9 protein-coding genes and 1 pseudogene are annotated in these 11,580 nt (G+C 72.7%); 5 read left to right on the top strand and 5 right to left on the bottom strand.

Going from position 1 to position 11,580, the window contains the following annotated elements; translation table 11 throughout:
* Positions 1-3 precede the first annotated feature (3 nt).
* Complete coding sequence (narH, locus tag IE98_RS0124110; protein ID WP_030272229.1) at positions 4-1,515, bottom strand: nitrate reductase subunit beta; 1,512 nt, start codon at positions 1,513-1,515, stop codon at positions 4-6.
* On the bottom strand, positions 1,515-5,207 hold the full coding sequence (locus IE98_RS0124105; RefSeq protein WP_043174990.1) for a nitrate reductase subunit alpha: 3,693 nt from the start codon (positions 5,205-5,207) through the stop codon (positions 1,515-1,517). The genes narH and IE98_RS0124105 overlap by 1 nt, the downstream gene beginning before the upstream one ends.
* Before the next feature lie 232 nt (positions 5,208-5,439).
* Here IE98_RS0124105 and IE98_RS0124100 point away from each other — a divergent pair, with 232 nt between their 5' ends.
* The 3 genes and pseudogenes from IE98_RS0124100 to IE98_RS0124090 all read left to right on the top strand — a co-directional run.
* Entirely contained in the window at positions 5,440-6,654 is a 1,215-nt protein-coding gene (locus IE98_RS0124100; RefSeq protein ID WP_030272225.1) for an MFS transporter, read from the top strand.
* A 34-nt stretch (positions 6,655-6,688) separates the two neighbouring features.
* Positions 6,689-7,162 (top strand): hemerythrin domain-containing protein, encoded by a 474-nt coding sequence (locus IE98_RS0124095; RefSeq protein ID WP_030272222.1) that lies wholly within the window; start codon positions 6,689-6,691, stop codon positions 7,160-7,162.
* A 212-nt stretch (positions 7,163-7,374) separates the two neighbouring features.
* Positions 7,375-7,758: pseudogene (locus IE98_RS0124090) on the top strand (ABC transporter ATP-binding protein); the annotation flags it as partial.
* Positions 7,759-7,761: 3 nt separating this feature from the next.
* On the opposite strand, the gene IE98_RS49345 reads toward IE98_RS0124090, so the two are convergent.
* Entirely contained in the window at positions 7,762-8,064 is a 303-nt protein-coding gene (locus tag IE98_RS49345) for a hypothetical protein (protein ID WP_159401036.1), read from the bottom strand.
* A gap of 436 nt (positions 8,065-8,500) precedes the next feature.
* Here IE98_RS49345 and sigK point away from each other — a divergent pair, with 436 nt between their 5' ends.
* Positions 8,501-9,157 carry an ECF RNA polymerase sigma factor SigK gene (gene sigK, locus IE98_RS0124080; protein WP_078661245.1) on the top strand — a complete coding sequence of 219 codons (657 nt, stop codon included), beginning with the start codon at positions 8,501-8,503 and terminating at the stop codon, positions 9,155-9,157.
* Between the two features lie 325 nt (positions 9,158-9,482).
* Complete coding sequence (locus IE98_RS0124075; RefSeq protein WP_052390890.1) at positions 9,483-10,553, top strand: MerR family transcriptional regulator; 1,071 nt, start codon at positions 9,483-9,485, stop codon at positions 10,551-10,553.
* 249 nt (positions 10,554-10,802) lie between these two features.
* Here the strand turns inward: IE98_RS0124075 and IE98_RS0124070 are convergent, their stop codons facing one another.
* Both IE98_RS0124070 and IE98_RS0124065 read right to left on the bottom strand, forming a co-directional pair.
* On the bottom strand, positions 10,803-11,201 hold the full coding sequence (locus IE98_RS0124070) for a DUF2267 domain-containing protein (protein WP_030272214.1): 399 nt from the start codon (positions 11,199-11,201) through the stop codon (positions 10,803-10,805).
* 60 nt (positions 11,202-11,261) lie between these two features.
* The coding region (locus tag IE98_RS0124065) for a DUF2267 domain-containing protein (RefSeq protein ID WP_030272212.1) at positions 11,262-11,580 on the bottom strand (319 nt) is incomplete at its 5' end.

The raw sequence follows: 11,580 nt of genomic DNA, 5'->3' as shown, positions 1-11,580 counted from the left end.
CGGCTACTCCCCCGTCCTTCTGCGCAGGGTGGGGATGCCGAGCATCACCCGGCCGCCCCGGTCGCCGGAGACCTCGACCGGGCAGCGGTCCTCGATCCCGGCGAGGGCGGCGGCGTCCTCCTTGTGGGCGGCGGGGACGACGTACCTGTCCTGGTACTTGGCGACGGCGAGCAGCCGGTGCAGGTCCTCCGCCTCGCGGGCGGTGAGCCCGACGGCCTTCAGCGCGCTCTCGTCGCCCGCCTCGCCGAGGGTGCGCTCGCGCATGTAGGAGCGCAGTGCGGTGAGCTTCATCAGCACGCCGGCCACCACGTCGGTGTCCCCGGCGCCGAACAGCTCGGCCAGGTACTCCAGCGGGATACGCAGCCGGGTGACGGCGGCGAAGACGTGGTCGGGGTTGTCCTGGTTGCCGCCCGCCGAGTCGACCGCGTCGAGCACCGGGGAGAGCGGGGGGACGTACCAGACCATCGGCAGGGTGCGGTACTCCGGGTGCAGCGGCAGGGCGACCTTGTAGGTGGAGACCAGCGCGTGCACGGGGGACCGCCGGGCGGCCTCCAGCCAGTCCTCGGGGATGCCGGACTCCCGTGCCGCCGCGATGACTTCGGGGTCGTGCGGGTCGAGGAAGACCCCGCGCTGGGCGTCCAGCAGGTCCTTCTCGTCGGGGGTGGCCGCGGCCTCGCCGACCCGGTCGGCGTCGTACAGCAGGAGGCCGAGGTAGCGCAGCCGGCCGACGCAGGTCTCGGAGCAGACGGTGGGCTGGCCGGCCTCGATCCGCGGGAAGCAGAAGGTGCACTTCTCGGCCTTGCCGGTGGCGTGGTTGACGTACACCTTCTTGTACGGGCAGGCGGTGACGCACATCCGCCAGCCGCGGCAGCGGTCCTGGTCGACCAGGACGATGCCGTCCTCGACCCTCTTGTACATCGCGCCGGACGGGCAGGCCGACACGCAGGCCGGGTTGAGGCAGTGCTCGCACAGCCGGGGCAGGTGGAAGAGGAAGGTCTGCTCGAACTCGAACCTCACCTTCTCGGCCCACGCGCCGGTCAGGTTGGGGTCGCCGCCCGCGTGCTCGGGAGCGCCGCCGAGGCCGTCCTCCCAGTTGGCGCCCCAGGTGATCGCCGTCGGCTCGCCGGTGAGGACCGAGCGCGGGCGGGCGACCGGGACGTCGTTGCCGGCCGGGGCGCCGACGAGGTTGTCGTAGTCGTAGGTGACCGGCTCGTAGTAGTCCTCGATGGACGGCAGGTCGGGGTTGGAGAACAGCGACAGCAGCCGCTTGACGCGTCCGCCCGAGCGCAGGACGAGCCGCCCGCGGGCGTCGAGCATCCAGCCGCCCTTCCACTTCTCCTGGTCCTCGTAGCGGCGCGGGTAGCCGACGCCGGGCTTGGTCTCGACGTTGTTGAACCAGGCGTACTCGACTCCGGTGCGGTTGGTCCACGTCTGCTTGCAGGTGACGGAGCAGGTGTGGCAGCCGATGCACTTGTCGAGGTTCATCACCATCGCGATCTGGGCCATGACCCTCATCAGTAGGTCACCTCCTGCGAGCGGCGGCGGATCACGGTGACCTCGTCGCGCTGGTTCCCGGTCGGGCCGTAGTAGTTGAAGGCGTAGGTGAACTGCGCGTAGCCGCCGGCGAGGTGGGTGGGCTTGAGCAGCAGCCGGGTGAGCGAGTTGTGGATGCCGCCGCGGCGGCCGCTGACCTCGGTCTTCGGCACGTTCACGTTGCGGTCCTGGGCGTGGTACATGTACACCGTGCCCTCGGGCATCCGGTGGGTGACGACCGCCCGGGCGGCGACGACGCCGTTGCGGTTGTACGCCTCGATCCAGTCGTTGTCCTTCACGCCGATCCTCTCGGCGTCGCCGGTGGACATCCAGATGACCGGGCCGCCGCGGGACAGGTCGAGCATGTACTTGTTGTCCTGGTAGTTCGAGTGGATGGACCACTTGGAGTGCGGGGTCAGGTAGCGGACGGTGACCTCGGCCCGGTCGCCGCCCAGGTGCTCGTCCCCGTAGTGCCGGGGCGAGTTCAGCGGGGGCCGGTAGACGGGGAGTTGCTCGCCGACCTCGGACACCCAGTCGTGCTGGACGAAGAAGTGCTGGCGGCCGGTGAGGGTGTGCCAGGGCTTCTTGTGCTCGGTGTTGATGACGAAGGGCGAGTAGCGCCGCCCGCCGGTCTCCGAGCCCGACCACTCGTACGAGGTCAGCACGGCGCGGGGCTGGGTGCGGGTGTCCGCGAAGGTGATCCGCTCCGCCTCGCGTTCGGCGGCGAGTTCGACCAGGCCCTCGCTGCCGGTCTGCCGCTCCAGCACCCGGAATCCCTCGGCGGCCAGCCGTCCGTTGGTGGTGCCGGACAGCGCGAGGACCGCCTCGCACATGTGGCTCGCGGTGGCGAGCGAGGGCCGTCCGGCGGCGATCCCGTCCTTCACGGTGCCGTTGCGGTGCCGGAGTTCGTCGATCTCCCGGTCGGGGACGACGGTGACGCCCTTGGTGGTGGTGCCCAGGGTGTCGAGCAGCGGGCCCACGGCGCGCATCTTCTGCGCGATCGCGGTGTAGTCCCGTTCGACGACCGCCAGTTTCGGCATGGTCCTCCCGGGGACCGGCTCGCACTCGCCGGCCTTCCAGTCCCGCACCACCCCGCCGGGCTGGGCGAGTTCGTCCGGGGTGTCGTGCAGCAGCGGCACGGCGATGACGTCGGTGCGGGTGCCGAGGTGGTCGGCCGCCAGCTCGCTGAACCGGTCGGCGAGGGCCAGGAAGGCGTCGTAGTCGGTGCGCGCCTGCCAGGGCGGGGCGATGGCCGGGGTGAAGGCGTGCATGAAGGGGTGCATGTCCGTGCTGGACAGGTCGTCCTTCTCGTACCAGGTGGCGGCGGGGAGGACGACGTCGGCGTACAGGCCGGTGGAGGTCATCCGGAAGTCCATGGTGACCAGCAGGTCGAGCTTGCCCTCGGGCGCCTCGTCCCGCCACACCACGTCCTTCGGCCGTCCCTCGGGCGGGGTCTCCGCGGAGCGCACGGCACCGTCGGTGCCCAGCAGGTGGCGCAGGAAGTACTCGTTGCCCTTGCCGGAGGAGCCGAGCAGGTTGGCCCGCCACACGGTCAGCACGCGGGGGAAGTTGGCGGGGTCGTCGGGGTCCTCGGCGGCGAACCGCAGCCGCCCGGACTTCAGCTCGTCGACGATGTGCTCGGCGACCGGCCGGCCGGCGCGGGCGGCCTCGTCGGTCAGGTCGAGCGGGTTGCGGTTGAAGCCGGGGTGGCCGGGCGTCCAGCCCAGTCGCACGGCCTGCGCCAGGCAGTCGGCGAAGCCCTTGCCCCGGAACCGCCCTTCCCCGAGCGGGGAGGCGATCTCGTCGGGCCCGAACGCCTCGTAGCGCCACTGGTCGGAGTTCAGGTACCAGTACGAGGTGCCCGCCATGTGCCGGGTGGGCCGCTGCCAGTCGAAGGCGAACGACAGGTGCTGCTGCCCGGTGACCGGGCGGACCTTCTCCTGGCCGACGTAGTGCGCCCAGCCGCCGCCGTTGACGCCCTGGCAGCCGGTCATGGTGATGAGCGCCAGGAAGGCCCGGTAGATGGTGTCGGAGTGGAACCAGTGGTTGGTCCCGGCCCCCAGCGCGATCATGGACCGGCCGTTGGTCCGCTCGGCGTTGCGGGCGAACTCGCGGCCGATGCGGGCCGCCTGCTCGGCCGGCACGGAGGTGATCGTCTCCTGCCAGGCCGGGGTGCAGGGCTGCGAGGCGTCCTCGTACGAGGACGGCCAGCTGCCCGGGAGCCCGGGGCGGTGCACGCCGTACTGGGCGAGCATCAGGTCGAAGACGGTGGTGACGAGCCGGCCGCCGATCCGGCGGACCGGCACACCGCGCACCAGGACGGAGCCGCCCTCGGTGGCGCCCTCGTCGAAGCGGGGCAGCGCGATCTCGACGGTCTCCTCGGCCCGCTCCAGCAGGCTCAGCTCGGGCACGACCTCGCCCAGGTCGAGGTTCCAGCGGCCCTGCTCCTTCGCCCAGCGGAAGCCGAGCGAGCCGTTCGGCACCACCGGCTCGCCGGTGGCGGAGTCGAGGAGGACGGTCTTGGACCCGGCGTGCTCCGTGTCCTGCCCGAGGTCGGCCGCGGTCAGGAAGCCGTCCGGGACGAGGCCGTGCTCGTGCTCGCGCAGGGCCACCAGGAACGGGGCGTCGGTGAACGTGCGCAGGTAGTCCCGGAAGTACGGCACCTCGCGGTCGACGAGGAACTCGCGCAGGACCACGTGGCCCATCGCCATGGCCAGCGCGCCGTCCGTGCCGGGATGCGGGGCGAGCCACTCGTCGGCGTGCTTGACGTTGTCGGCGTAGTCGGGGCTGACCGCGACGATCTTGGTGCCGTTGTAGCGGGTCTCGGTCAGGAAGTGCGCGTCGGGCGTGCGGGTCACCGGGATGTTGGAGCCCCACATGATCAGGTAGCCCGCGTTCCACCAGTCCGCGGACTCCGGCACGTCGGTCTGGTCGCCCCAGACCTGCGGCGAGGCGATGGGCAGGTCCGCGTACCAGTCGTAGAACGACAGCAGCGTCCCGCCGATCATCGAGTGGTACCGGGCCCCGGCCGCGAACGACGCGATCGACATCGCCGGGATCGGCGAGAAGCCCGCCACCCGGTCCGGACCGTACGTCTTGACGGTGTGCACCTGGGCGGCGGCGACCAGCTCGGTCACCTCGTCCCAGTCCGCGCGCACCAGACCGCCCTTGCCGCGCGCCCGCTTGTACGCCCGCGCCTTCGCCGGGTCCCCGGTGATCTCGGCCCACGCCGCCACCGGATCGCCCAGGCGTCTGCGGGCCTCCCGCCACAGCTTCAGCAGCTCGCCCCGCACGTACGGGTAGCGCACCCGGCTCGGCGAGTAGGTGTACCAGGAGAACGACGCCCCGCGCGGACAGCCGCGCGGCTCGTACTCCGGGCAGTCGGTGCCGATGGACGGGTAGTCGGTCGCCTGGTGCTCCCAGGTGATGATCCCCTCCTTGACGTACACCATCCAGGAGCAGGAGCCCGTGCAGTTGACCCCGTGGGTGGACCGCACCACCTTGTCGTGGGACCAGCGGTCCCGGTAGAAGCCCTCCCACTCGGTTGCGCCCTCGCCGAAGGTGGCACGGCCGTCGGCCGACACCTCACGGCGGGTCAGCAGGCGTCTCGCCGCCAGCGGCCAGTGCTGTCGTTCGCGGGGCCCGGGGTCACCCGCAGCGCTCTCCTCGTCCATGGACCGAACGGTAGGCAGTGCCCGGTGGGCCGCGCGGGGGCCGAAGGTCCCTGATCACCCGGCCGCCCGGCCCCGGGACACCGGCCTGGAATCGGGCCCTCCGGCGCCCCGGTCCGGGACGGTCGGCAGGGACCGCGGAGGGCCCCGACCCAGCAGGCTGATGCCCGATCGAGCCCGAGGCGACCGACGTGCACGACCCGACGGGCCGCGCACCGGAGAAACGGAGAACCCCATGGACACCCGCCCGAACGGGACGAGAGCGGCCGCGCCGGCCGCCGGGCAGCGGACCCTGATGCTCGCCCTGGCCACGCTCGGCTTCGCCCTCAACTTCTGGGCCTGGGCGCTGATCAGTCCGCTCGGCCCGCGGTTCAAGGACTCCCTCGGCCTCAGCTCCTTCCAGCAGTCCCTGCTGGTCGCCGTCCCCGTGATCGTCGGCTCGCTCGGCCGCATCCCGGTGGGCGCGCTCACCGACCGCTACGGCGGCCGGGTGATGTTCCCGGCCGTCTCCGCCGTCACCATCGTCCCGGTGCTCTACCTCGGCCTCGCCGGACACTCCTCGCTCACCGGACTCCTGGTCGGCGGGTTCTTCCTCGGCGTCGCCGGCACCTCCTTCGCCGTCGGCGTGCCCTTCGTCAGCGCCTGGTTCCCGCCCGAGCGGCGCGGCACCGCCGTCGGCGTCTTCGGCGCCGGCATGGGCGGCACCGCGATCAGCGCCCTGACCACCGTGAACCTGGTCAAGGGCCACGGCACCGCCACCCCCTTCGTGCTCACCGCGGTCGTGCTCGCCCTCTACGCGGGGGCGGCGCTGCTCCTGCTGCGCGACGCACCCGGCCGGACGGTGCCCTCCGAGCCGCTCGCCCGCCGACTCGGCGCCGCGCTCCGGCTGCGCGTCACCTGGCAGGCCTCCGCCCTGTACGCGGTCGCCTTCGGCGGCTACGTCGCCTTCTCCGTGTACCTGCCGACCTACCTCAAGACCGCCTACGGGCTCCAGAGCGCCGACGCCGCCAACCGGATGGCCGGGTTCGTGCTGCTGGCCGTCGTGATGCGGCCCATCGGCGGCTGGCTGTCCGACCGCACCAGCCCCGTACGGGTCCTCACCTGGGCGCTCGCCGTGGTCGCGCTCGGCGCCCTGGTCCAGGGCTTCACCCCCGCACTCGCCCCGCTCGGCACGGCTGCCTTCCTCGCCATGGCCGCGGCCCTCGGCGCCGGCAGCGGCGCGACCTTCGCGCTCGTCGCCCTGCTCGCCCCCGCGAACCGGGTCGGCTCCGTCACCGGCGTGGTCGGCGCGGCCGGCGGCCTCGGCGGATTCGTCCCGCCCCTGCTGATGGGCGCCCTCTACGGCAGCTACCACTCCTACGCGGCCGGCCTCGCCGCCCTCACCCTGGTCGCCCTCGCCGCCGTGCTCTTCACCGCCACCCGGGTCCGGCGCGCCGTCCGCGCCGCCTGACCCGTCCCACCGCCCACCAGGAGGAGACCCCGTCATGTGCGAGTACTGCGGCTGCCAGGCACTGGCCACCATCCGCGACCTGACGGACGAACACGAGGCGGCGGTCAACCTGATCGGCACGGCCCGGGTCGCCCACCGCGAGGGCGACCCGGGTCGCATGGCCGAGGCCGCCCGGGCGATCGCCGCCGTCCTGCGCCCGCACACCGAGGTCGAGGAACACGGCCTGTTCCCCGCCCTCGCCGACGAGTTCCCCGAGCACATCGCCGCCCTGGAGGCCGACCACCGCCGCATCGGAGCCGTCCTCGCCGAGGCCGCGCACGGCACCCCCACCGACCCCAGCTGGCCCCGGCGCCTCCTGGACACCCTCGCCGACCTCCGCGCCCACATCCTCAAGGAACAGGACGGCGTCTTCCCCGCCGCCCTCGCCGCACTGGACCCGGCCGACTGGGAAGCCGTCGAAGCCGTCCGCACCCGCGCCGGCACCGCCCTCCCCCGCCCGGCCCGCTGACCACCACGGGCCGAACGCCACCCGCTCACGGCACCGGCCCACCCGGCCGGATGCCGTCGGCCGGGCGGACAACGCTTGGACGCCCATGGCACCGGCACGGGAGACTTGCCCTCCTCGCCCTTTCCGCAAGATTCTTGACGGACAGTCAGTCGATCAGCCGGGCGCCGGGAGGGGGCGGGCGCGGGACTGCCGTACGACGCGATGAGGTCGGGATGGGATCGTCCGAATCACTCGAACAGGGGCCGGGCCGTCGCCCGGTGCTCCTCGCACTCCGCTGCTACGGACGGGAGCTGGCCCGGCGCCCCCGTCCGACGGTGCCGGCCATGCTGCCGCCGGCCCTGGGCAACATCGGGATCGCCCACATCGCGCCGCTGGCCGTGGCGAAGCTCGTCGGCGGGATCGCCGACCGTGCCGGAACGGGCCACGGCCCGATCCTGCCGTACGTCCTGGCGCACGCCGGCGCCGTGCTCGCCGGCGAGACCCTGTGGCGGGTCGGCCTGCACTGCCTGAACCGCCTCGACGCCCTCGGCATCGAGCACCTCTACGTGATCGGCATGGACGAACTGTTCGCCAAGGACGCGGCGTTCTTCCACGACATATCACGCGACTAGCGTTTCTTCCCAGCTCAGGGGCCTGATCGACCATCCCGGGTCAGCAAACCGTCTGGCCACGCAGTCCACGCCTTCGACAGGCTTCGGGCGATCCTCCTGGACGCCCACCGGCTCGGCCTCTACGACGAGGACCCCGGCGACGGCGTCAAGCCACCGCAGTACGACCCGAAACTGCAACTTCGCATCCGGTCCACAGCCGAACCGGTACGGCACGAGACCCGGACGCGGCGCCTCCCGGTACACCCAGGGAACCGACATGTTCAGGTACTCCGCCGTCTGCTTGACGCTCATGGACTGACCCGACACGGCTCCTCCTTCGTCGAGGCTCAGGCGTTCCACCGCACCGGAGCATCGCAAGCAGTTGCCTTTTGGCCGCACCGCCGTGAGCTGGTAGGCGAGGTGCGGCCGATGTCGAGAAAACCACCCAGCGGCAGCTCGTCGGGCTGCCTGCATAGGTGCCGAAAGACGATCACCCCTGGGGGAAGCAGATCGCGCTGACCGACCTCCCGCAGGGCCGGCGGCACCCGGGCAGGCCGTCACGAACCTCACCCGTGACCGGGCAGGGACTGAGCCCCGCCGCTGCACGCACGCGCGATCACGCCGGGACGGAACGCACATCGGCAGCTCGCGGACAGCCCTGCACGGCGCGTGCACGCGAGGCCACGACCCCCGGGGGTCGCAGATCGCCTCGACCTGGCAGCACCCTGCCGAAAACGGTGCGGTATCAATGCGAGTGGGCGCAGGCGTCAAATCGCTGCAGCTTGAATGCGTGACACCGCTTGCAACGCCCCGACCTCCGACGACGTCCTCCCACCGATCGGCTCCTGGGAACGCCGAGGAGCTGTGCGACCTGGTGTCGGCCGTCGCATCCGGCAGCGAGGCGGCCTTCGCGTCGTTGTACACCGCGCTGGCGGGCCCGGTACACGGCATTTCGCTGCGCGTCCTGCGTAACCCCGCACACGCCGAGGAGGTGACGCAGGAGGTGCTGCTCGAGGTGTGGCGGACCGCCGCCGCGTACCGGCGCGAGCGCGGTTCAGTGATGACCTGGGCACTCACCATCGCGCACCGGCGTGCCGTGGACCGCGTCAGGGCGGTGCAGGCGGCTGCCGATCGCGACCTGCGGGCCATCGCCGAACGGACGGTGCCGCCGGGTTGGGATTCGGTCGAGAGGACTGTCGAACTGGCCCTGGAAGGCGAACGGGTACGGATCGCCTTGGCAGGCCTCAGTGCCGTCCAGCGGGAATCAGTGGTGCTGGCCTACTACGGCGGGTACTCACAGCGCGAGATCTCGGAGGCCCTCTCGCTGCCCCTGGGTACGGTCAAGACCCGTATCCGGGACGGCCTCATCCGGCTGAGGGCGGCGTTCGACGGCGGTGCGGGGTGAGCGGCATGAAGCGTACCGGTACGACAGCTGGGCAACCGGGCCTCACCATCCATGCTTCCCGGAGCGGTGGTACCGCCCGAAGAGGCACCGCTCATGCGGTACCTGACGACGGAACACGGAGGGACGCCTTGGCTCCGACGCTCCCGCTCAGTGGTCCTCCGGCCTTCGCACCGGTCACCGGGACGACCCCGTACAGGGCCTCGACTCGCGTCGACGCGTCCGACCACGAGCCGACCAGTCCGGCTCCGACGCCACACTGCCGGTGTGTCCTGCCGGGCTCCACCGTGGTGGCGAGCCCGCCGGGCTCCGTGGAACGGATCGCGCGATGGTGACCTCCGTGCACGCGGACGGGCCGCCCGACCGCGAATCCGACCGGTCCGGACCGGTCCGACCGTCCGTGCCCGTCGATGCCGGGATGCCCACCGGAAGTGTCGCCCGGCACCTGGGTGTGTCGCCCACCACCGTCCGTTCGTGGGAACGCCGCTACGGCATCGGCCCTTCGAACCGCGAGCCCGGGCATCACCGGCGTTGGAGTCCCCACGACGTCGCCGTCCTCGAGGCCATGTGCCGCCTGACGGCACGCGGTGTACCTCCGGGCGAAGCCGCGCGGGCGGTCCTGAGCAAGGACGGACCCGGACGGCTGGGCGACCCGCCTCCCGCTGACGGGCCGAGCCGCACCGGCACCGGCACCGGCACCGGCACCGGCACCGGCACCGGCGACGATAGCCACCCGGGTGGCAGCCGTGCCCTCCGGGTCGGCGCGGTCCGGCCCGAGTGCCGCGGGCTCGCCCGGGCCGCCGTCCGTCTCGACGCGCCCGAAGTGGCCAGGATCCTGCGCGAATCGATGGACGCCCTCGGAGTGGTCGGCGCCTGGACGGAAATCATGATGCCCGCACTGCGCGCGGCCGGACGCAAATGGGCCGCATCGGGAGAGCAGTACGTCGAGGTGGAGCACCTGCTGTCGTGGCACGTCTCCGCGGTTCTGCGCGACGCGGCCGTACGGCCCACCACCAGACCGGTACTGCCCGTCGTCCTGGCGGCGATGCCGACCGAGCTGCACACCCTTCCGCTGGACGCCGTCGCAGCGGGGCTGGCCGAACGCGCCCTGCCCTTCCGGATGCTGGGCGCGGCCGTCCCGCCGCAGGCGCTGCTCGACGCGGTGCACCGGACCGGACCGGGCGCCGTCATGCTCTGGTCCCAGGACCGGCACACCGCCGACCATGCCCTGGTGCAGCGGGTCGGGCAGAGCGTGTGGGGTGCCGCCGGCTCGCGCAGCCGGGCGCTGGTGCTGGCGGCGGGTCCGGGCTGGAGCCGCGCCCGTCCCCCGGCAGGTGCGGCCCGCCCGCGCGACCTCGCGAGCGCGCTCGACCTGGTGGAACAGGCCCTGACCTCCTGAGCCGCCCCGGACGGGTCAAAGCCGCAGGCCCTTCGGGACCGACGACCGCCCGGCTCCCATCGGTCCCGATGTGGGACGTCCCGCCCCGCCCACCGCGTCGATCACTCCCCGCCCCCTGCGCCGGAACGCACGCCGCCGGCAGTGCGCCCGCCGCCCTGGAACGGGCCAACGGGCGCGAAGCCGTCGGACGGGCGACGAACACACCCGCGGCCCTCGTCAGCGGTCGGGGGCGTGTCGTCCTGGCGCCGGTCAGGCTGCGGCCATCAGGTCGGCGCGGCCGAACAGCAGGGCGTAGCCGCGGGGCAGGTGGGCGAGGATGCGGTCGGCGAGGTGGTCGCCGGAGAGGTCGGTGACAGCGGCCAGGACGGAGGAGGTGTCCCAGCGGGCGGCGGTGAGGCTGGTGCCCAGGTTGCGGGCGACGGCCTCGACGAAGGCCGGGGCGGCAACGGGTTCGGGCAGCGGGACCTGGGCGGCGAACACGGCACGGGCCCGGTCGGGCAGGACGGCGGCGAGGTCGCAGCGCTCCTCGCCGGTCAGCTGTGATCCAAGAACGGCCAGGACCACGTCGAGGACGCGTTCGGCTTCCTCCTCGGTGGTGTAGCGGCCGAGGGAGCGGACCTGCTGGAGGAGGTGGCGGTAGCGGGTCATGACCGTGAGGCCTTCCGGTGGCTGGCCGCCGGCTGGGGAAGCGGCGGCGTGAGGGGGTGGTCAGGGTCGTTCGCCTGCGGTGGGGCGGCCGAACAGCAGGTCGTAGCCGGGTGGCAGCTGGAGCAGGACGCGCTCGGTGAGGTCGTCGCCGGCGGCGTCGGCCACCGTGGACAGGACAGCGCCTACGTCCCACAGGGCCGTGGCCTCGGTGGCGCCCTCGATCCAGGCCGCGGTCGCGCGCACGAGCCGTTCCGGGGTGAGCGGCTCGGCTGCCTGCAAGGGGTTGAGCAGGATCAGGGCCATGGTCTCGGGCATGCGGGCGGCAAGTTCCGCGCGCACGTCGCCGACCAGGTGGGCGCCGAGCAGGGCCAGGACGACC

Source organism: Streptomyces sp. NRRL B-24484, from assembly GCF_000717715.1.
Classification (GTDB): Bacteria; Actinomycetota; Actinomycetes; order Streptomycetales; family Streptomycetaceae; genus Kitasatospora.
This window is presented reverse-complemented; position numbering and strand designations above follow the sequence as displayed.

Bases quoted from the DNA above. Each gene is read 5' to 3' on its own strand.
- narH (WP_030272229.1), bottom strand. From the start codon at position 1,515: ATGAGGGTCATGGCCCAGATCGCGATGGTGATGAACCTCGACAAGTGC.
- IE98_RS0124105 (WP_043174990.1), bottom strand. From the start codon at position 5,207: ATGGACGAGGAGAGCGCTGCGGGTGACCCCGGGCCCCGCGAACGACAG.
- IE98_RS0124100 (WP_030272225.1), top strand. From the start codon at position 5,440: ATGGACACCCGCCCGAACGGGACGAGAGCGGCCGCGCCGGCCGCCGGG.
- IE98_RS0124095 (WP_030272222.1), top strand. From the start codon at position 6,689: ATGTGCGAGTACTGCGGCTGCCAGGCACTGGCCACCATCCGCGACCTG.
- IE98_RS49345 (WP_159401036.1), bottom strand. From the start codon at position 8,064: ATGAGCGTCAAGCAGACGGCGGAGTACCTGAACATGTCGGTTCCCTGG.
- sigK (WP_078661245.1), top strand. From the start codon at position 8,501: ATGCGAGTGGGCGCAGGCGTCAAATCGCTGCAGCTTGAATGCGTGACA.
- IE98_RS0124075 (WP_052390890.1), top strand. From the start codon at position 9,483: ATGGTGACCTCCGTGCACGCGGACGGGCCGCCCGACCGCGAATCCGAC.
- IE98_RS0124070 (WP_030272214.1), bottom strand. From the start codon at position 11,201: ATGACCCGCTACCGCCACCTCCTCCAGCAGGTCCGCTCCCTCGGCCGC.